General features: G+C 63.6%; 19 protein-coding genes and 1 tRNA gene. 7 read left to right on the forward strand and 13 right to left on the reverse strand.

All coding sequences use genetic code 11. The annotated features are described in order from the left end of the window. Positions 1 to 45 precede the first annotated feature (45 nt). Complete coding sequence (locus E3374_RS12045; protein WP_136689311.1) at positions 46 to 654, forward strand: ArsR/SmtB family transcription factor; 609 nt, start codon at positions 46 to 48, stop codon at positions 652 to 654. Positions 655 to 662: 8 nt separating this feature from the next. Here E3374_RS12045 and E3374_RS12050 read toward each other — a convergent pair whose 3' ends face one another. Then, entirely contained in the window at positions 663 to 1,457 is a 795-nt protein-coding gene (locus E3374_RS12050; RefSeq protein ID WP_136689312.1) for a 2-amino-3,7-dideoxy-D-threo-hept-6-ulosonate synthase, read from the reverse strand. Positions 1,458 to 1,573: 116 nt separating this feature from the next. On the opposite strand from E3374_RS12050, the gene E3374_RS12055 reads away from it, so the two are divergent. Beyond that, on the forward strand, positions 1,574 to 2,338 hold the full coding sequence (locus tag E3374_RS12055; protein WP_136689313.1) for a hypothetical protein: 765 nt from the start codon (positions 1,574 to 1,576) through the stop codon (positions 2,336 to 2,338). A gap of 15 nt (positions 2,339 to 2,353) precedes the next feature. On the opposite strand, the gene trpA is transcribed toward E3374_RS12055, so the two are convergent. The 3 genes from trpA to trpC are packed head-to-tail and all read right to left on the reverse strand — an operon-like array spanning position 2,354 to position 5,261. Beyond that, positions 2,354 to 3,193 (reverse strand): tryptophan synthase subunit alpha, encoded by an 840-nt coding sequence (gene trpA, locus E3374_RS12060; protein WP_136689314.1) that lies wholly within the window; start codon positions 3,191 to 3,193, stop codon positions 2,354 to 2,356. Further along, positions 3,190 to 4,482, reverse strand: coding sequence for a tryptophan synthase subunit beta (trpB, locus tag E3374_RS12065; protein ID WP_136689315.1), 1,293 nt, complete (start codon positions 4,480 to 4,482; stop codon positions 3,190 to 3,192). The genes trpA and trpB overlap by 4 nt, the downstream gene beginning before the upstream one ends. Further along, on the reverse strand, positions 4,479 to 5,261 hold the full coding sequence (trpC, locus tag E3374_RS12070) for an indole-3-glycerol phosphate synthase (protein WP_136689316.1): 783 nt from the start codon (positions 5,259 to 5,261) through the stop codon (positions 4,479 to 4,481). Before trpC ends, trpB begins: the two co-directional genes overlap by 4 nt. Positions 5,262 to 5,369: 108 nt before the next feature. Here trpC and E3374_RS12075 point away from each other — a divergent pair, with 108 nt between their 5' ends. Then, positions 5,370 to 6,350 carry a nucleoside hydrolase gene (locus tag E3374_RS12075; RefSeq protein WP_136689317.1) on the forward strand — a complete coding sequence of 327 codons (981 nt, stop codon included), beginning with the start codon at positions 5,370 to 5,372 and terminating at the stop codon, positions 6,348 to 6,350. Positions 6,351 to 6,357: 7 nt separating this feature from the next. On the opposite strand, the gene E3374_RS12080 is transcribed toward E3374_RS12075, so the two are convergent. Continuing rightward, positions 6,358 to 6,606 carry a CopG family ribbon-helix-helix protein gene (locus E3374_RS12080; protein ID WP_136689318.1) on the reverse strand — a complete coding sequence of 83 codons (249 nt, stop codon included), beginning with the start codon at positions 6,604 to 6,606 and terminating at the stop codon, positions 6,358 to 6,360. 101 nt (positions 6,607 to 6,707) lie between these two features. Next, positions 6,708 to 8,978 (reverse strand): glycoside hydrolase family 3 N-terminal domain-containing protein, encoded by a 2,271-nt coding sequence (locus E3374_RS12085; RefSeq protein WP_136689319.1) that lies wholly within the window; start codon positions 8,976 to 8,978, stop codon positions 6,708 to 6,710. 153 nt (positions 8,979 to 9,131) lie between these two features. Here E3374_RS12085 and E3374_RS17210 point away from each other — a divergent pair, with 153 nt between their 5' ends. Both E3374_RS17210 and pepF read left to right on the forward strand, forming a co-directional pair. Continuing rightward, positions 9,132 to 9,272, forward strand: a complete 141-nt coding sequence (locus tag E3374_RS17210) for a hypothetical protein (protein WP_169051844.1) — start codon at positions 9,132 to 9,134, stop codon at positions 9,270 to 9,272. 51 nt (positions 9,273 to 9,323) lie between these two features. Beyond that, positions 9,324 to 11,114 (forward strand): oligoendopeptidase F, encoded by a 1,791-nt coding sequence (pepF, locus tag E3374_RS12090; RefSeq protein ID WP_136689320.1) that lies wholly within the window; start codon positions 9,324 to 9,326, stop codon positions 11,112 to 11,114. Between the two features lie 20 nt (positions 11,115 to 11,134). Here pepF and E3374_RS12095 read toward each other — a convergent pair whose 3' ends face one another. The 4 genes from E3374_RS12095 to E3374_RS12110 form a co-directional block, all read right to left on the reverse strand. After that, positions 11,135 to 12,838, reverse strand: coding sequence for a bifunctional N(6)-L-threonylcarbamoyladenine synthase/serine/threonine protein kinase (locus tag E3374_RS12095; RefSeq protein WP_136689321.1), 1,704 nt, complete (start codon positions 12,836 to 12,838; stop codon positions 11,135 to 11,137). A gap of 72 nt (positions 12,839 to 12,910) precedes the next feature. Further along, on the reverse strand, positions 12,911 to 13,045 hold the full coding sequence (locus tag E3374_RS12100; protein WP_136689322.1) for a 30S ribosomal protein S27ae: 135 nt from the start codon (positions 13,043 to 13,045) through the stop codon (positions 12,911 to 12,913). A 2-nt stretch (positions 13,046 to 13,047) separates the two neighbouring features. Further along, positions 13,048 to 13,359, reverse strand: coding sequence for a 30S ribosomal protein S24e (locus E3374_RS12105; RefSeq protein WP_136689323.1), 312 nt, complete (start codon positions 13,357 to 13,359; stop codon positions 13,048 to 13,050). 129 nt (positions 13,360 to 13,488) lie between these two features. Next, complete coding sequence (locus tag E3374_RS12110; RefSeq protein WP_136689324.1) at positions 13,489 to 14,499, reverse strand: AAA family ATPase; 1,011 nt, start codon at positions 14,497 to 14,499, stop codon at positions 13,489 to 13,491. A 206-nt stretch (positions 14,500 to 14,705) separates the two neighbouring features. On the opposite strand from E3374_RS12110, the gene E3374_RS12115 reads away from it, so the two are divergent. Further along, positions 14,706 to 15,161 (forward strand): universal stress protein, encoded by a 456-nt coding sequence (locus E3374_RS12115; protein ID WP_136689325.1) that lies wholly within the window; start codon positions 14,706 to 14,708, stop codon positions 15,159 to 15,161. A gap of 119 nt (positions 15,162 to 15,280) precedes the next feature. Then, positions 15,281 to 16,027, forward strand: a complete 747-nt coding sequence (locus E3374_RS12120; RefSeq protein WP_136689326.1) for a helical backbone metal receptor — start codon at positions 15,281 to 15,283, stop codon at positions 16,025 to 16,027. 439 nt (positions 16,028 to 16,466) lie between these two features. Here the strand turns inward: E3374_RS12120 and E3374_RS12125 are convergent, their stop codons facing one another. The 3 genes from E3374_RS12125 to E3374_RS12135 form a co-directional block, all read right to left on the reverse strand. Continuing rightward, the gene (locus E3374_RS12125; RefSeq protein ID WP_211194967.1) at positions 16,467 to 17,261 is read right to left on the reverse strand and encodes a nucleotidyl transferase AbiEii/AbiGii toxin family protein; all 795 of its coding nucleotides are present in this window, start codon (positions 17,259 to 17,261) and stop codon (positions 16,467 to 16,469) included. Positions 17,262 to 17,267: 6 nt separating this feature from the next. After that, positions 17,268 to 18,104 (reverse strand): type IV toxin-antitoxin system AbiEi family antitoxin domain-containing protein, encoded by an 837-nt coding sequence (locus tag E3374_RS12130; RefSeq protein ID WP_136689327.1) that lies wholly within the window; start codon positions 18,102 to 18,104, stop codon positions 17,268 to 17,270. A gap of 595 nt (positions 18,105 to 18,699) precedes the next feature. Continuing rightward, positions 18,700 to 18,770: transfer RNA gene (locus E3374_RS12135), tRNA-Gly, on the reverse strand. Between the last annotated feature and the right edge of the window lie 32 nt (positions 18,771 to 18,802).

Below are 18,802 nucleotides of genomic sequence, written 5' to 3' on the forward strand. Positions count from 1 at the left end.
AGTGGCAGGCCTGCTGGCGGGTATGCACCACTGCGGAGGGAGGCGATGAGCCGGCTGTTGCCGGGCCGGCCCGATTCCGCGCCCGACGACCGCGAGCCGGCGGTGCTCGCCCTGGACGACGACCGCGCCGATGGGGTGTTCGACGCCCTGGGGTCGGAGACGGCCCGGACGATCCTCCAGTCGTTGCACGCCGAGCCGAGGCCCGCCTCGGAGTTGACCGACGAGGTGGGGACGACGCTGCAGAACGTCCAGTACCACCTGACGAAGCTCCGTGCGGCCGATCTCGTCGCAGTGGTCGACACCTGGTACGGCGAAAACGGCGCCGAGATGGACGTCTACGCGCCCACCGACGAGGCGCTGGTCCTGTTCGCCGGGGAAAACCCCGCGTCGTCGCTACGAGGCCTCATGGAGAAACTGTTGGGCGTGGTCGCCGTCCTCGCGATCGGGGCGTTCGCGATCGCCGTTGCCGTCGGCGGGCTCGGGTCGCGTGGCTCCCCGTCACCAGCAGTGAACGCCTCGGTCTCCAACGGTGACTACACGGTCGCCGTCGAACCGGCCGCGAGCGATCCACTCCTCGTCGCGGGCGCCTTCGTCGCCGGTGGACTGGTCGCCGTCGGCGTGTTGCTGACGATCTCTCGACTCCGAGAAATGTGAACGCGCCCTCAGACGTCGATCGCGAGGCCGCCCCGCTCGGCCGCGGCGTCGGCGCTCGCGTCGTCGTGGACGACCGCCGAGACCGCCCGCGTGATCGCTTCAGGGTCCTCGTGCTGGAATATCGACCGTCCCATCGAGACGCCGGCTGCGCCGCCGTCCATCGCCCCCCGGACCATCGCCAGGGTCTCGCGGTCGGTCCCGCGCGAGCCGCCCGCGATCAGGACCGGTTTGTCCGCGGCCGCCGCGACGGTCTCGAAACTCTCTGCATCACCGCTGTAACCCGTCTTGATCAGGTCGGCGCCGACCTCCTCGGCCAGCCTGACGGCGTGGGAAAGCGCTGCCGAATCGGACTCGTCGATCCCGGGACCGCGGGCGTAGGCCATCGCCAGGACCGGCATGCCCAGTCGTTCGGCCGCACTCGTCACGTCGGACAGCTGGGTCAGCTGGTCGGGTTCGTGCGTGCTGCCGACGTTGATGTGAAAGGAGACGGCGTCAGCGCCCGCCCGCACGGCGTCCTCGACGGTGCCCGTGGGGCGCTTGTCGTTCTCGTCTGGCCCGATCGTGGTCGAGCCGTTCAGATGGACAACGTAGCCCGCGTCGTTGAGGTTACCGTGGACGCGATCGGCGACGCCCTTCTGGGTGAGAACGGCGTCCGCGCCACCGCGCGTGATCGATGCGACAGTCGATTCTACGTCGACGAGACCCGTCACCGGACCCATCGTGAGGCCGTGATCCATCGGGACGACGAGGTGTCGCCCCCCTGTAGCGATACGTTCGAGACGTGCGTGCTTGCCGGCAGTCATTGTGTGATGGTGTGGCAAGTGACGGTAATGTGCGTTCCGGTCCCGGCGTCGCTTGGCCGCCTGTCGCACGGAGGGAACGAAATGCCTATGTGATGCTGGAGTGCCATTTCGAGCGTATGCACCGCGCAGTCCCCGTTACCCTCCTGGTTGCCCTGATCGCCCTCGCGGGGTGTGGCATGCTCGGCGACGACCAGCCCCCGAGCGACGACCGCGCCCTTGAGGTTAGAAACGAGACGGTCGACGCGCTTGCCGACGTCGATTCCTACCGGATGTCGATGGACGTCGACGTTTCGGCCTCGGGTGACGGCCAGTCTCGATCGATCACGCTCGACGGCGACGGTGTGGTCAACCGGACGAGCAAGCTAATGCGGATGAAAACCACTGTCGAGGATCGGAGCACGACCAGCTATCTCGACAGTCGGACCACTTACACGAAGTATTCGGATCTCTGGACCGGATGGGAGCGACAGAACCAGTCGACCGACGTTGACTGGCTGGCACTGACGCCGCTGGGTCGCCAGGCCGAACTCTTCGAGCGCACGAACGTTTACTGGAACGGGACGGCGACGATCGAGGGCCGGGAGACGTCAGTCATCGTCGCTTACCCCGACGAGGAGACGGTGTCCTCGCTCCCCGGCCAGAGCCAGACCGATCTCGCGAACGCGGACGCCAACGTCGAGAACATTACCGCCAAACTCTGGGTCGATCAGGAAACTGCCCGTCCGGTCCGGTCGCTGCTGGCGATCCAGGTTTCGGGGAACGGCGGGGAGGCGACGGCGAACCTGATGATCGACTACGAGGACTACAACGAACCGGTCCAGGTCGAACTGCCGGAGATAGCTGACGACGAGATCCGCGAAGGGGGGTGTCCGCGCAGGTAAAAACCCCCGCGACGGTCACTCGACGGACTCGGCCGCCGCGAGACCGGCCCCGGCGAGCGCGCCGTCCTTGAGTTCCCTGGCCTTGGCCTCCAGGCGATCAGCGACTGCCTCGGTCGGGTCGTCGCTATCCGCGCCATCAGCGACAATGTCGACCAGCGCGGAGCCGACGATGATCCCGTCGGCACCGGCCGAGACGATCCGTTCGGCGTGGTCGCCCGTCTTGATCCCGAAGCCGACAGCCTTCGGAACCGACCACTCGGCGAGTCGGGCAAGACTCTCGTCAGTCTGGTCGCTGACGTCGTCGCGCGCGCCGGTCGTCCCCAGTCGCGCCTGGACGTAGACGTACCCCGAAACGTGCTCCATCATCCGCTCTAAGCGCTCGCCCTTTGTCGTCGGCGCGACGATGAAGATCAGATCCAGCCCGAACTCGTCACAGGCTGCCCGAAGCGGGTCGGCCTCCTCGGCCGGCAGATCGGGGACGACCAGGCCCGCGATGCCCGCCGCCGCGGCCCGCTCGACGAACGCCCGGGGCCCCTGGTCGGGACCGTACTGGTAGATCAGGTTGTAGTAGGTCATACAGACCAGCGGCACGTCCACATCCAGATCCTCGACGAAGTCGAAGTACTGCTCGGGGGTCATCCCCGCCTCGAGCGATCGGACGATCGCGTCCTGGATGGTAGAGCCCTCGGCGATCGGTTCCGAGAAGGGCAGGCCGAGTTCGATCACGTCGGCACCACCGCGTTCGATGGCCTCGACGTATTCGATCGAGGCCTCGTAGTCGGGATCGCCGGCGACAAGGTACGGAATGAACGCGGGTTCTCCGGACTCGAAGACTGCGTCGACGGCATCGCTCATCGTTCAGCCTCCCTGAACACGCTCATGTCCACGTCCACGTCGAGATCTCGTTTCTCGGTCTCCTCGACGACGGTCTCGAGGTCCTTGTCTCCGCGTCCCGAGAGGTTGACGACCGTCACGTCGCCGACTTCCTCGGGGTTCTCCTCTAGATACCCGAAGGCGTGGGCGCTCTCCAGGGCGGGGATGATCCCTTCCAGTCGCGAGAGGCGGTGGAACGCTTCCAGGGCGGCCTCGTCGTCAACGTTGACGGCATCGACGCGGCCAGAATCGACGAGGTGGGCGAGTTCCGGGCCGACGCCCGAATAGTCGAGTCCCGCCGAGACGCTGTGAGATTCCATGATCTGGCCGTCGGAATCCTGCAGGAGCTTCGTCCGGGCGCCGTGAAGGACGCCCTCCTCGCCGGTCGACAGTGTCGCGGAGTTGGGCGCGACGCCCGCCTTCTCGTCGACGTCGAGGCTGGAGCCCCCGGCCTCGACCGCGATCAGGTCGACGCGGTCTCGCGGGTGCTGCCCGCTCGATTTGTCCGCGGAACTGGGGTCCGCGCTATCGACGAACTCGTGGAAGGCACCCATCGTGTTCGAACCCCCGCCCGCACAGGCGACCACGGAGTCCGGGAGGCGCCCTGTCTTGGCCTTGATCTGCTCGCGGGCCTCCCGGCCAATGACCGACTGGAAGTCCCGGACCATCCGCGGGAAGGGATCGGGACCGACGATCGAGCCGATGACGTAGTGGGTGTCCTCGACGTTCGTCGCCCAGTCGCGCATCGTCTCGCTGATGGCCTCCTTGAGCGTCCCACGGCCGGTCGTCACCGGATTCACCTCCGCGCCGTTCAACCGCATCCGGAAGACGTTGGGCCGTTGCCGCGTGATGTCCGTCGATCCCATAAAGATCTCACAGGGCATGTCGAGGTGTGCGGCGGCCATCGCGGTCGCGGTGCCGTGCTGGCCGGCTCCTGTCTCGGCGATGATCCGCTCTTTGCCCATGTACTTCGCCAGCAGGACCTGCCCCAGGGCGTTGTTGAGTTTGTGTGCACCGCCGTGGAGCAGGTCCTCGCGCTTGAGATAGACCGCAGTGTCGTAGCGTTCGCTCAACTGCTCGGCGTGCTGTAGCGGCGTGGGTCGGCCGCCGAAGTCCGCGAGACGTTCGCGGAACTCGTCCATGAACCCGTCCTCGTTTTCGAGAACGTAGCGTTCGTACGCATCGCGCAACTCCTCGATCGCGGGCATCAGCGCCTCGGGGACGTACTGGCCGCCGTAGGCGCCGAACTTGCCGTCTGAATCAGTGCTCATTCTGTGTTCTCCGGTGGTGTCGTGAGTCGTTCGGTGTTCGCGCGCACGTCGCCGTCCATGATCGCCGAGCCGACGAGTTGCCCGTCCGCGCCGCCTGCTCGCATCCGGGCTACGTCCGTCGGCGTCTCGATCCCACTCTCGGCGATCAACGTCACGTCATCAGGGACCGCGGGGGCCACGTCCTCGAACGTCGAGAGATCGAGTTCCAGGGCCCCCAGGTCACGGTTGTTCACGCCGACGATTTCGGCGCCCGCCTCGATCGCCTGGCGGACCTCCGCGCGGGAGTGAGCCTCGACGAGTACCTGAAAACCCCGGTCGCGGGCCGCTGCGAGCAGGTCGGCGAGATCGTCGGTCCCGTCTTCCTGGAGAAATCGGACGATCAACAGGACGAGGTCGGCCTCGACCACGTCGAGTTGCTCCTCGTACAGCAGGAAGTCCTTCCGGAGGATCGGGACGTCGACAGCTTCCCGGACGCGCCGAAGAATCTCGGGCGACCCGCCGAAGTGTTCGGGTTCGGTCAGGACCGACAGTGCGGCCGCGCCGCCCGCGACCATCTCCTCGGCGAGTTCGACAGGGTCGTCCTCGCGGGTCCCGTCGGTCGTCGGACTCGTCGGCTTCACCTCGGCGATTGTGGGCACCCGCTCATCGGCCCTCGCCCGGTCGAACGCCTCGGGCAACGAGCGCGCCCGCACCTCGACCCGGCCGTCGGCCCCGCCGCGCTCCCGGGCGGCGTCGATGATCGACCGCACCTCCGGCGCGATCTTCTCATTAGCGTCCATTACCGTACACTAACGTACAGACATGGACATAAGGCTTGCGTCACGTGCCCGAGTCAACAGCCGGAAGTTTCACCTGACGGGTCGCGCAATACCAGTGCGATTTGTGTCATGACGGGAACCGACCGGACATCCGACGGCGACAGCCAGGGGCGACAGAGCAACGACGGGCCCCGCGAGCCCAGGCCGGTAGTGTTCGCGACCGATATCGGGACCGACGTCGACGATACCTGGGCGCTGGCCCAGTTGTTCGGCAGGCCGGAACTCGATCTCCGACTCGTCGTGACGGAGACGGGCGACCCGACCTACCGGGCGAGCATCGCCGCAAAACTGCTCGAACGGGCCGATCGATTCGACGTGCCACTCGCCCTCGGTAACGGGGACTCCCAGATGGACGAAGCGGCGCGTACACAGGCCCCGTGGATCGAGGGATACGACCTCGGGGACTACCCGGGTGAGGTGCACGAAGACGGTATCGACGCGCTGGCAGAGACCGTCGCCGCGGCCAGTCAACCGGTGACGGTGCTCTCGGTTGCTCCGACGCCGACCATCGCAGCAGCGATCGATCGTGACCCCGAACTGGCCCGACAGTGTCGGTTCGTCGGGATGCACGGCAGCTTCCAACGGGGCTACGACGGTGGCGATCCGGATGCCGAAACGAACGTTCGCGTCGACCCGGACGCGTTCCGGACCGTCCTCTCGGCCCCCTGGCAGGACGTGCTGTTGACGCCGCTGGACACCTGCGGGCAGGTGCGGCTGACGGGCAAGGCGTACCACCGGGTCTGGTCAGCAACGAGTGACCCCGTACTCCGAGGTGTCATCGAGAACAACTGCCTGTTCGCGTCCCGGGTCCCATGGATGGCCTACGAGGACTTCACCCGGCGATCTTCGACGCTGTTCGACACGGCGGCCGTCGCCCTGGCCCACGAGGAGTCGTGGTTCGAAATCGAGCGTCGGTCCTTCGACGTCACTGACGACGGGTTCACCATCCCGGACTCGAACGGGGCTTACGAGGCGCGGATCGCACTCGAGTGGGCGGACCGTGAAGGATTCGAGACGGCACTCCTCGATGCGCTGTCGAGCCGGGGGTGACGCCGACTCAGAACGTATAGCCTTCGTCCGGGTCGTCGTCCTGGATCGCGGGATCCTGTTGATCCTCGACAGTCTGGGAGAACATGTCCTCCTCGGCGGGCGTCTCGGTCGGCTCGTCGGTCGTCTCGTAGGCGGAAACGCCCATCGTCAGCAGTTCCTCGACGGCCTGATCGCGGTTGACGAACTCGCCCTGTTCGACGAGGCGGTCGATGTCGTTCTCGATACGGTCTGGCAACGAGATCGATATCTTCGGCATGTGCGGGGGTGAGAGGTCCATCCGGATGAATCTATCCCTCGGTGTCGGGTGTGGGTGTGTTCAGGACGATCGGGGACAGTCGAACGCCGAAACGATCCGATTTAGGATTCGAACTGGCGTTCGATCGTCACTTCGGCCGAGTCCCCACAGCACGATAGCGTGATGGTCCCGGGTTCCGCGCGGCGATCGCCGGACTCCGCCACGACGCCCAGATCAGCGATCTCGACCTCGAACGTCACTTCGGTTCGTTCCCCGACCGCCAGTTCGACCCGCCGGAACCCGACCAGTTCCCGTACCGGCGTCACCCGGGAGCTGAACTCGTCGGTCGCATAGAGGTGTATGGCCGTCGACCCGGGACGGTCGCCGACGTTTTCGACCTCGACGGTCGCCGTGAGGCGTCCCTCTCGGCCGACGCGCTCCGGTGACGCCGCCAGCTCGCCGGTTTCGAAGTCCGTGTAACTCAGGCCGTGGCCGAAGGGGAACAGTGGATCGTACGTCTCGGGATGCTCCGGTGGGCGGGGGTTCTCCTCGCGGGGACTTCCCTCGATCGGATGAGGATGCGGACGGTAGTCGAAGTGGGTCGGGAGGTGCCCCGTCGACCGCGGGATCGACACCGGCAGGGACCCGCCCGGATCGACGTCGCCGAAGAGGACGTCTGCGACCGCGTTCCCGCCTTCCGAACCCGGCAGGTAGGCGAACAGGATTGCGGGGACGTGGTCGGCAGTCCACTCCATGGCGAGCGGGCGACCGGCGACGAACACGGCGACGGTCGGCGTCCCAGTCTTCCGAACCGCCGCGAGCAACTCCCGCTGTGCCTCTGGGAGTTCGAGTTGTGAACGCGTCGGGAACTCGCCTCGGTCGGTCTCGCTGCGGTGGAACTCGTGGCGATACCCCGTCTCGCCGACGACGACCACGGCCGCTTCGCTCACCGTTGCCGCCTCGCGCGCGGCGTCGACATCGATGGGTTCGGTCATCTCCGTCCCCTGCTCGTAGCGCACGTCGGTGTCCGACGGGACGGCCGCTTCGATCCCCTCGCGGACGGTCGTTCCCGGTGGTTCGGGCTCCGAGATGGTGCTCCATCCACCGAACTGGTTGCGGAGATCGTCGGCGTTCGGACCGAGGACGGCGATCGAATCGAGGTCAGTATCGAGCGGGAGAACGTCGTCATCGTTCTGCAGTAGCGTTAGCGACTCGCGGGCGGCTTCGCGGGCGACTGCGCGGTGGTCGTCGGTCCCGACTCCTTCGACCCGGTCCTCGTCAACGTAGGGGTCCTCGAAAAGACCGAGCCGGAACTTCGCTTCGAGCACGCGCCGGACGCTCTCGTCGATGCGGGACTCGGAGAGTTCCCCGGCTTCGAAGAGATTGAGCAGGCGCTGGGCGTGTTCGACGCCACCGACGCTCGCGACGTCGACGCCGGCGGTCGCCGCCTGCCAGACTGCCTCGTCCATCGATCGCGCGGTCCGGTGGTCGTGGTGGAGCATGTTGACGCCGTTCCAGTCCGAGACCACGTAGCCCGAAAAGCCGAGTTCCTCGCGGAGCCAGCCCGTCAGGTACTCCCTCGATCCGTGAACGGGATAGCCGTTCAGTTCGTTGTAGGCGGGCATGATCGAGCCCGCGCCGGCGTCGACGGCGGCCGCAAAGGGCGGGCGGAACACCCGCCTGAGGGTGTACTCGGAGACGTCGACAGGCGAGCCGTCCTCGCCACGGACCGGCTGACTGTACGCGGGGAAGTGTTTCGGGGTGGCGATCACGCTTCCGGCGTCGCCCACGTCCTCGCCTTGATACCCACGGACGGCCGCCGCACTCATTGCCGAACAGAGGTGTGGACTCTCGCCGAACGTCTCGTAGATGCGCCCCCAGCGTGCCTCCCGGCCCACGTCAGCGACCGGGTTGAGGTTCTGGTGTGCGCCGGTCGCCGCGACTTCCGTCGCCGTAACGTTCGCTGCGCGCTCTATGAGTTCCGGATCGCGGGTCGCAGCCATACCGAGATTGTGGGGAAAGACGGTGGCTCCTTTCACGAACCCGTGGCCGTGGTCGGCGTCGACGTACAACAGGACGGGGATGCCCAGACGGGTGTTCTCGACGGCTTCCCGCTGGATCGCGTTGGCAATGTCGAGGCACTCCTCGGGGGTCTCCCAGGGGGAGCCGCCGTGACCGAACGGCGAGACTGCACCGAGGTGGTGTTCGGTGACGGCTTCGGCGATACCGTCGACTGTTTCACGATCCGGTCGGAGCGTCGGTGCCGTCCCGACGAGTTGGCCGACCTTCTCCGCAGGCGTCATTCGCGAGAGGAGATCGTCGAGGCGGGTCTCGATGGATCGGTCCGGATGTTTATACGGTGGATCGTCGTCCACTGACGGGTTTTCGTCCATGGCCCGACCTTCATCCGCCGGGGAGTTAACTTTTCTACCGGGGTGATGTTTCGACCGAACGGCGTTCGTCTCCCTTCCGGTTTTCCCCGGACGTTCCCATTGTTTTAGGCTAGCCAAAACACATATGACTACCCGGTCACTTACAAGGTGTCAATGCCACGTGCCGACGACCTGGACGGCGAGACCCGCGAGGTCCAGTCATTCCAGTCTTCCCCCGATCGGACGGTCTTCACCGAAGAGGGTAACCCCGATGGGTGGATCGCCACGGATCTGGCGGTCGAACCACCGCAGTGAGGGACACCCGCAGCCGAACGTTTTAGCGCCCGCCAATCCTACGCAGGGAGCATGAGTTCAGTCCCGGAACGAAGCGAAGTCGACGAGGAGTACACGTGGGCGCTGGAGTCGCTGTACGCTGACAGCGACGAGTGGGAGACAGCCTATGAGGAAGCCGAAGAATTGACAGAGCTCGTCGCGAGTTACGAGGGACGATCCACGGCGGACGCCGAAACGTTGCTCTCGGTGCTGGAGGACTACGAGAACCTGATGCGGACGGTCTCGAACGTCGTCTCCTACGCGCGGATGCGCCGCGACGAGGACACCCGACGCGACGAAGCTCAGGCGATGTTGACCCGCGCCCAGTCGCTCTCGGCCGAGGCTTCGAGCGCGGCGAGTTTCCTCGACCCGGAGATCCAGGACCTCGACCGTGAGGACGTCGAGGCGATGATCGAATCCGAACCCGCCCTCGCGGAGTACGACCACTACTTCGACGACGTGTTGCGGATGAAACCCCACACGCGCTCGACGGAGGTCGAGTCGCTGCTGGCGGACTTGAGCGAGGTCACCGGCGCGCCGGGTGAGGTCTACGACATGCTGACCAACGCCGACATGACCTTCCCCACTGTCGAAGATCCCGAGGGAGAAGCGACCGAGATCACGCTCAACAACTTCACGACCCTCCAGAAGCGCCACGATCGGGCGTTTCGTCAGGATGTCTACGAGGCCTTCTACGACGAGTGGGAGACCGTCCACAACACCGTGGGGACGGCCTACGCCAAGGCCGTCAAGACCGACTCGAAGATGGCGGCGGCCCGCAATTACGACAGTGCCCGCGAGGCGTCCCTGAACGGCCCGAACGTCCCCGTCGAGGTTTACGACACTCTCGTCGAGACTGTCCGGGACAACCTGGGGACGCTGCACCGCCACGCCGAACTCAAACGCGCACACACTGACGGCGACGACCTGCGGATGTGGGACCTCTACGTCCCGCTGACCGAAACAGAGAGCCCGGAGATCGAATACGAGGAAGCCTGCGAGCACGTCGTCGACGCGCTCGCGCCGCTGGGGACCGAGTACCAGTCACGCGTCGCCGACGGGCTAGACTCGCGGTGGGTCGACGTCTACGAGACCCGGGGCAAGCAGTCGGGTGCCTACTCCGGCGGGACCTACGATTCTCAGCCGTACATTTTGATGAACTTCCAGGACGACGTCGACTCGATGTACACGCTGGCCCACGAACTCGGCCACTCGCTGCACAGCGAGTACACCAGCGAGACCCAGCCATACGTCTACTCGGGCTACGAGATCTTCGTCGCCGAGGTCGCCTCGACGGTCAACGAGGCACTCCTGACTCGCCACCTGCTCGAGACCGTCGAGGACGACCGGTTCCGCCGGCACGTCCTCGATCAGTACCTCGAACGCTTCCGCTCGACGCTGTTCCGCCAGACCATGTTCGCGGAGTTCGAGCACCGCACTCACGAGATGAGTGAGGCCGGCGAGCCCCTGACGCCCGACCGCTTGAACGACCTCTATCGGGAACTCAAGGCCGATTACTACGAGCCGGGCGAGATCGACGACCGGATCGCCCGCGAGTGGATGCGCATCCCACACTTCTATCGCTCCTTTTATGTCTACCAGTACGCGACGGGCATCTCCGCGGCGGTCGCGATCGCCCAGTCGATCGACGAGGAGGGTGAACCGGCCGCTTCGCGCTATCGGAAGTTCCTCGAAAGCGGGTCCAGCGACTACCCGCTGGAACTGCTCCGGACGGCCGGCGTCGACATGGCCGACTCCGACCCCATCGAGAACGCCATCGAGGAGTACGACGACGCGCTTGAGCACATGGAGAACCTGATCTGAGACGGACGGCTGTCGCCCGACTACTGGTATCGGCCGCGGCCCTCGATCTCCCGGAGGCGATCCAGAACGGTTCCGCCACGCTCGCTTTCATCGCGGTAGGCGCCCTCGGCAGCCGTCCGGAGGCGATCCGCGTCGTCGGCCGTCCCCGTCAGTGATTGCTCGAAGACGTGGAGATCCATCGCGTGGTCCTCGGCGTGATCGGTGTAGTACCCGAGGCCGAAGTCGATGAGATACGTCCGTTCCTCACCAGTTCTGACGTTCCGCGTCGTCGGATCCCCGTGGACGAACCCCCCGTCGTGGATCGTCGCCAGATGGCGTCCCACGTCCCGCACGCGATCAACGGTGAGGTTTGCCCGGAGGTCACGATCGCCAACGTGTTCGAAGACGAGGACCCCCTCCCGAGGATCGACGTCGAAGACGACCGGTGTCGGAACGCCGACGCCCCGAGCCTCGCTGGTGAGCCGGGCTTCTTGACGCGTTCGCTCGGTCCGGAGTCGCTCGTCGAGCGTGGGATGACGATACGTCCGCGGGTTGCGCCGTTTGCGAACGCGCCCGTTCTCGACGGTGACAGTCGCCTCGGCACCCTGGACCGTCTCGCCGTCCCTCGATCCAGCCCACGAACCGACGGACTCGCCCGAGCGCCAGGTGACGGGCACCTCGTCGGGCCGGAAGTCCGGCCGGACCGTCGAGTCCTCGACGGCGATGGTGTCGCCCGCGGCGTACATCTTCGCGCCGAGGACGGCGATCATGCCGGCGTTGTCCCGCAGGAATCGCGGTTCGGGGGCGTAGAAGTCCGCGCCGCGTTGGTCGCACATCGCTTCGAGCATCGCCCGGAGGCGCTCGTTCTGCCCGACGCCACCGCCAAGCACGAGTTCGTCGGCGTCTGTCAACGAAAGGGCACGCTCGCTCACCTCCGTCAGCATCGCGAAGATATTCTCCTGCAGCGAGTAACAGACGTCTTCGACTGTCTCCCCACTGTCGGACTGACGGGCCGACCCGCTCCCGCTCGCTTCGCTCGCGGGAACACCGTCCACCGCCTGCTTTGCGGCGCTCATGATCCCCGAAAAGGAGAAGTCCATCCCCTTGACGACGTATGGCATGTCGATGTACGCGCCGTCCTTGGCGTGTTCCTCGACCTTCGGGCCGCCGGGATGGGACCAGCCCAGGTGGCGGGTGAACTTGTCGATGGCGTTGCCGACGCCGGTGTCCATCGTCTCGCCAAGGACGCGATACCGCCCGTTGCGATACCCCAGGACGTGAGCGTTCGCACCCGAGGCGTTCAGACAGACCGGCGAGTCGAATCCGGAGCGGTGGCGACCGATCTCCAGGTGAGCAACCATGTGGTTGACGCCGACCAGCGGCACGTCCAGCCGCTGAGCGATCGCGCGCGCGGCCGTCGCGACGATCCGCAGACAGGGGCCGAGCCCGGGGCCCCGCGAGAAAGCGACCGCGTCGACCGGCGCCCCGTCCGGATCGTCGCCAGCCTCGTCGGCCTGCTCGCGGGCGTCTTCGAGGGCGTCCTCGACGACTGCCGGGATGGCTTCTCGCATGTGTTCGGCGGCTTCCCGCGGGTGAATGCCGCCGCTATCGGGCTGGTAAGCGTCAGTCTCGATGATGACGTCGTCGGCCTCGACGTCGTAGACTGCCGCGCTAGCGGCCCAGGCTGTCCCCTCGATGCCGAGGATCCGTCGTGCCGGCGCGTCGTCGCTCGCGGTCGATACCATTCAGTCTGTCCGAGTTGCGTGATCGACGGAAAAGACGACTTCGGTCTCGACCGCGGCTGCGGTCGCGACCCGTCAGTTCCACTCGGTGTAGCCACAGCGACCGCAGTGCGTCCGATCACTGTGTTCGGCGAGGAACGCGTCGCCACAGCGAGGACACTGTTCGCGTTCGGTGGTGCCGTCGTCGTCGTAGAGTTCGTACCGGGCCATCGTCAGGCCTCCTCAGCCTCGGCATCGCCCTCTTCGCCGAGGATCTTGTTGCGTTCGAGCATGTGCTCTTGTTCGACCTCACGGGCGAACTCCGGGTCGTCGTACACCTTCGCGTACCCGACGGTCTTTCGCATGCCGTATTTCGTGTCCAGCTCGTGGACGACTACTTCCTCGGCGTCCTTGTTGAGCATCGCCGCCAGGGAATCCCGTACGGAGAGCCGCGACGGCGTCGCCTCCTCGTGGGTCACCTCGAAGCGGACGTCCGTCCGATGCAACATCGGATTGTCTTCTTCCTCGATGATCTCGATGTCCATGGTTCGTTACCCATACGTCCCCGGCAAACGTGTATAAGGATTTCGAAGCGAACGGTTTCCGCCCGGCGGATTCCGTCTCTCGGGCCCGTCTCCACTCCCGGTCGCCCACTCTCGGGTGATCTGTCCCCGTCACTCGCTCGCTTCGAGTTCGGCTAGGAAGTGTGAGAGGTGGATCCGATCGTCGGTCCCAGCCGCCAGATCCAGGTCGATCTCGCCGGCCAGCCGGTGGAGGCGTGCCAGTCGCTCGCCCGTGTACCGCGAGTGGCCCACTCGGAGGATCGCCTCCAGGACCTCGGGACCGCTGTGGCCCTCCTCGACCAGCAGGTCGTCCAGTTCCGATCGAGCGTCTCGAAACTCCCCTGCCTCGGCGGCGGCCAGCATCGTCTCGACACGGTCGTCGGTCCGGACCGCTCCGAGGGACTCGTAGGCGGCGCCCATCGTGATCTCGCCTTCCGCCTCGTGGGTCGTCTGCGCACCGAGGATCGCCTTCCGGAGGTCGCCGTCGGCGTACCCTGCGACGTATTCCAACCCCTCCGCATCGTATTCGGTCCCTTCCGCCTCGGCGATCCGCCGGAGGACGGTCACGATCTCGTCGTGGGTCGGCGCTCTCACAGTCACGGGGAAGCACCGCGAGCGGATCGGCGGGATCAGCGTCGAGGATTGCCGGGTTGCGATGACGAACTGCGTCGCCTCGTAGTACTGCTCCATCACGCGACGCAACGCTTGCTGGAAGTCTTCGCGCATTCGCTCGGCGTTGTCCAGCAGGATCGTCTTGTACGAACCCGAGACCGGCGAATAACTTGCCGACTCCTTGAGGACGTGGTTGATCAGGTCGGCCTTCGAGGACTCCCGGCGGCGCTTGGGAGTGATGAACCGCTCGAAACGGGGATCCTCCGAGAGCTCTTTTTTGGTCAGATCGAAGAAGTCGGCGACGTTGATCTCGATGAGGTCAGCGTCGTGGTCCTCGTGGGCCTCCCGAGCGAACGCGCGCACGGCGGCGGTCTTCCCGCTTCCCGCCGGCCCGTGGACCAGCAGGTTCATCGGTTCTTCGAGTGCGCCGCGCAACTGCTCGCGGACCTCGGGCTGGGGCAACTCCTCGATCGTCGGCGCGTGCCGCTCGGTCCACAGCGGGCCGTCCATCGACTGGCGATACGCGGCGCCCGGTCAAATATTCCGCGATCGGATCGGAGCCGATCGATCCGTTCTGAACAAGTGTCCAAGGATCGATCCGCGTGAAACCCGATAGCTGTGGCAGCGTCTACGTCCTCTCTCCGGAGGATCGGTCGTGGTCGATCGCCACTTTCTGCCCCGTTCCTTTTATAAACTTCACCAGTATATAAACATCCATGAACAGAGGGCTGTTCATCGTCACTGATGCAGACGAGACCGAGGCACAGTTACTGGACGAAGCGGCTGCCGTCAGTACTTGCTCGGGGGCGTCTCTCGTCATCTTACGGCTGTTGGTGCCGGAAGACCTCGAATCGGTCGAGGACGTCGAACTCACGAGCGACATCGATCGACGGGACTACGAGGATCCTGCCGACCGTCAGTTCGAAGAGGAGACAGAAGCGTTCGTCCGGGAAACGCTCGACGACGCGGGAGTCGCTTCCGAGATCGTCGTTCGGGTCAAACCCGAGGGCGATCGTGCGGCGGCTATTCTCGACGTGGCCGAGGAATACGACTGCGATCACGTGTTCCTCGTCGGCCAGCGTCGGTCTCCGACCGGAAAGGCGCTATTCGGCGATCTGACCCAGGAGATCGTCTTGAACTTCGACGGCACAATCACGCTCTCGATGGAATAACTCGGCGCCTGCACTGTGGTGATCCGGCCGGACAACTCGTGAGCCATCTAGCGGGCTGGATCGATCAGACGGCGTTGCGGGGTCCTGACCTTTTTGAAAGTCAGCCACTATGAACGCACATGGATCGGATCGTCTCGCTGGCACCCAGCGCCACGTCGATCGTACGAACGCTCGACGCCAGCGATCGATTGGCCGGCGCCACCGCCCACTGCGAGGCCGGAGACGTACCGTCGGTCGGTGGCTGGTTGAACCCGGACTTCGAAACGATCGAGAAACTCGACCCGGATCTCCTGCTCACGAACGACCAGTTACAGGCCGACCTACGCGACGACTTGCGCAACCACGGATTCACGGTCAGCCACGAGGAACCGGCAACGCTCGAGGACGTGCTGTGGACGTTCCGGACGATCGGCGAGGCGATCGGGCGCCCGGAGGAGGGCGCTCGTCTCGAAGCACGCGCCAGGGAGTACGTCGAGACGATTCGCAATGTAACTCCGGACGATGACCGACCAGTGGTCTACTGCGAGGAATGGGGCGACCCACCGATGGCAGCCGGAAACTGGGTACCCGACGCCATCCGCGTCGCCGGCGGTCGATACCCGTTCGTCGAACCCGGCGAGCGTTCCCAGGAGATCGACGGGCAGGAAGTCGAGAACGCTGATCCGGACCACGCGATCGTCCACCATTGCGGCGCCGCCGAACCCTCGACCCGGCCGCTGGTCGAGCGCGAATGGCGTCTCGACGCCGAGTTGCACGCCATCGACGACTCACTTTTGAACCAGCCGAGTCCGCGCCTGCTCGAAGGGCTCGGGACGATTGCCGAACGGCTGCACGGGATCGACGTATCGCGTTCGTTCGAACTGTGAATTGTCGTCCCGGATCACCAGCCTGCTCCCATCGCTGTTTCGGAAGCTGCTGAATCCAGAACGGTCCGGCTCGAGTCGCTGACTCACAGGTTCTTCTCGTGGACCACTGCGAGAGTGTTTCACCACCCCGATTTCGCTGCGCGTCGCGCCGTGCAAGCTCCACTCGAATGATCAGCGAAACTCCGTTCTGCGCTATCGCTGTTCGTTTTCCCAACTCTTCGAATCGCTCGTCTGTGCGGGCTGTGACTTCTCGATTTCGATTCCTGTATTTCGTTACACCACCGTGACGAATTGTTCGGGTCGAATGACGACCGTAGGGAGGAATGAGCTGTGAGGTAGATCCAGGTCCGCGAGGTAATCTTCGACAGTTTCCATGCAGAACAAGCGGAATAGAAAAGTTGTAGCTGTATCGCCACACAGGACTTCACTTGGATCTACGTTAGGATCGCTTTTCAGATACGCTATGCAGCTTCGTTAAGTAGTCAGTAATCTGTTTAACCACGTTGTTGAACTCCGGTTTTTCAACAACCAGGCGGTCCAATGCCTTGTTCCAGTAATCTCTAACATCCTCAATATCTTCCTCTGGTACTCCGTTCTCCAGGTCAAGTTCAACGTCCTGTTCTTCTGCCTTTTCCCGGAGAGCGTCAGCTATGTCGCTGTCATCGAATTCTCTCTGGTCCAGCAACCGGTAGATATCGTAGTAGTCTCGGGCACGAGCACGTTGATACAGGCTTCGAAGTTTCTCAACCAGTATCTCTTCTACTGTATAGGCCTGGAGATCAAACTCTGGAACATCTTCAAAACCATGTGTATGGGGCTTAGCCGGGAAATACATGGACTCGTCCAGAGTTATATCCAGAGTTGTCGTGTTCTTCTGCCCGAGAACCGCTTCGTACTGAATATCGACCTGAATATACTCCACGGGTTCGCCGGCCGTGTAGAAGTTCGTGATCTCGAAAGCAATACCGGATTCAACTTCTACCGTGGATAACGCTTCTTCCAAGTCCGTTTCAACGCTGGAGAGCTGTGCTATGGCAGTGAAGTCAAGGTCCTCCGAGAAACGCCAGATGTCGGGGAAATACAGTTTGCTGAGCGCAGTGCCGCCCTTGAATACCAGATGCTCACCGAGCGTCGACTGGTAGATCGCGTAGAGTATCCACGAATTGACGTAAGTTTTTCTCTGCGAGACCTGCGGTAACACCGTCCTGCCGTGCCAGTGTCCGGATCTGGCCACCGGTTATCATCGTTGCTCACCTGCCTCCCTGATCTCCTCTTTAGACACGTTCAGCCGGAGACGATATTCGCTCGAATGTTTCCCCTGGTCTTCCCTCGTAGGGTCGAGCTTGGAGTAGCCGGCAGTGAACGCTTCTTTCAACTCGTCTTTTCGAGGAAGGTCGATATCGAAAAGGTCTGTGAGGTAGACGATTCGTTTTATCGCTGCTCCGTTCCCGACCTCAAGCAGATACTCCGATACTATCGCCCAGTCAACTTCTTCCCGACCAGCATTGGATACCGCTTTTGCCAGTTCAGTGATGCCCCCGCAGTATTCCGGATGATCAGCGCAGTCCACCAGTGTTTTCTGGATATCAGCTATCTTCACCTTCTGCGTCTTGTTGACCAGTTCCGTGTTGTAGCCAAAGAACTTCTCCTCGGTAACAGTGACAAATTTGTATTCGACGTTGTGAATCTGCTGGGCCGGAACACGGCTCGTTGTCGCTGCATAGACCGTCAGCGGTACCTGCTCCGTGAGATTATGGTAATTCAACGCAGTCCAGTAACTGATATACATCGGGTCGGCAAGGTGAGACACGATAACGTATTCATGCTCAGTGTATTCTGCTTTCTCACCCGCCTCCAACGGAACAATCAGGTAGACACCTCGCTTCAATCTATCCAGCCACTTTTTCTTCTCCAAGTTATACGCAATCTTCTTGGCCTTGTCATTTGAGATGTCTAGGGCATTCTGGATGTCACTGATTGTGATAACTGTCTTGTTCTGGGCAGCTAGCCGTGTCAAAGCCAGTGCCTCCCGCTTCGACAGCCCACTCTTTATACTTTCCTCAGAGTTGGTTCCCATTTCGAGGACCTCAACAACACAAAGTATAAAACTGAAGATTTAAAAGCCTATTCTAACTTCTCAACGCCAATAGCTATGCATAGCCAGTTCAAGCAGTTCACGTACTTTCTCCGAGTTCTCAGGGACGACAACGATCCCGTCAATCTGCCTGCGCTCTTCCGACATCAAACCCTCACCCCCGAAACCGTGAAACCCTCTTCCTGGGTAACACCATGGCTAGTAAGCCTGACATTTTTATAACCCGGGGACGGGACCGGGGTGCTATCCTCCTACCCGCATTGTAAGCTTTCGAACGCATATTTTCATTCCTGAAGAAACCCGGAAAGCACGGGGTAAAAGACTTCTACCATGCGCCGGCCGGGAGTGAGCAAACGCGAAGCGTTTGCGAACTACGGGCGGCGTCCCGCCGAGTACGCGAGGCGGGACTCGGGAGTAGAGCTCCCGGCGCATCGAATGACGACCGTAGGGAGGAATGAAATGCGCCGGCCGGGAATTGAACCCGATGCCAGACGGTCGCTCACTCCGTTCGCGCTGCGTCTGCCGTGATTCAATTCCCTCTGGCGATTTCACTGCTCACTGTCGTTCGCAGATGAAATGCGCCGGCCGGGAATTGAACCCGGGCTATGAGCTTGGGAAGCTCATGTCCTACCACTAGACCACCGGCGCTCGTTCACTGCGTTCACTCTCGCCGAGGATCG

This window comes from Halorhabdus amylolytica (assembly GCF_004944975.1).
In the GTDB taxonomy this organism is placed as follows: Archaea; Halobacteriota; Halobacteria; order Halobacteriales; family Haloarculaceae; genus Halorhabdus; species Halorhabdus amylolytica.

Bases quoted from the DNA above. Each gene is read 5' to 3' on its own strand.
- E3374_RS12045 (WP_136689311.1), top strand. From the start codon at position 46: ATGAGCCGGCTGTTGCCGGGCCGGCCCGATTCCGCGCCCGACGACCGC.
- E3374_RS12050 (WP_136689312.1), bottom strand. From the start codon at position 1,457: ATGACTGCCGGCAAGCACGCACGTCTCGAACGTATCGCTACAGGGGGG.
- E3374_RS12055 (WP_136689313.1), top strand. From the start codon at position 1,574: ATGCACCGCGCAGTCCCCGTTACCCTCCTGGTTGCCCTGATCGCCCTC.
- trpA (WP_136689314.1), bottom strand. From the start codon at position 3,193: ATGAGCGATGCCGTCGACGCAGTCTTCGAGTCCGGAGAACCCGCGTTC.
- trpB (WP_136689315.1), bottom strand. From the start codon at position 4,482: ATGAGCACTGATTCAGACGGCAAGTTCGGCGCCTACGGCGGCCAGTAC.
- trpC (WP_136689316.1), bottom strand. From the start codon at position 5,261: ATGGACGCTAATGAGAAGATCGCGCCGGAGGTGCGGTCGATCATCGAC.
- E3374_RS12075 (WP_136689317.1), top strand. From the start codon at position 5,370: ATGACGGGAACCGACCGGACATCCGACGGCGACAGCCAGGGGCGACAG.
- E3374_RS12080 (WP_136689318.1), bottom strand. From the start codon at position 6,606: ATGCCGAAGATATCGATCTCGTTGCCAGACCGTATCGAGAACGACATC.
- E3374_RS12085 (WP_136689319.1), bottom strand. From the start codon at position 8,978: ATGGACGAAAACCCGTCAGTGGACGACGATCCACCGTATAAACATCCG.
- E3374_RS17210 (WP_169051844.1), top strand. From the start codon at position 9,132: ATGCCACGTGCCGACGACCTGGACGGCGAGACCCGCGAGGTCCAGTCA.
- pepF (WP_136689320.1), top strand. From the start codon at position 9,324: ATGAGTTCAGTCCCGGAACGAAGCGAAGTCGACGAGGAGTACACGTGG.
- E3374_RS12095 (WP_136689321.1), bottom strand. From the start codon at position 12,838: ATGGTATCGACCGCGAGCGACGACGCGCCGGCACGACGGATCCTCGGC.
- E3374_RS12100 (WP_136689322.1), bottom strand. From the start codon at position 13,045: ATGGCCCGGTACGAACTCTACGACGACGACGGCACCACCGAACGCGAA.
- E3374_RS12105 (WP_136689323.1), bottom strand. From the start codon at position 13,359: ATGGACATCGAGATCATCGAGGAAGAAGACAATCCGATGTTGCATCGG.
- E3374_RS12110 (WP_136689324.1), bottom strand. From the start codon at position 14,499: ATGGACGGCCCGCTGTGGACCGAGCGGCACGCGCCGACGATCGAGGAG.
- E3374_RS12115 (WP_136689325.1), top strand. From the start codon at position 14,706: ATGAACAGAGGGCTGTTCATCGTCACTGATGCAGACGAGACCGAGGCA.
- E3374_RS12120 (WP_136689326.1), top strand. From the start codon at position 15,281: ATGGATCGGATCGTCTCGCTGGCACCCAGCGCCACGTCGATCGTACGA.
- E3374_RS12130 (WP_136689327.1), bottom strand. From the start codon at position 18,104: ATGGGAACCAACTCTGAGGAAAGTATAAAGAGTGGGCTGTCGAAGCGG.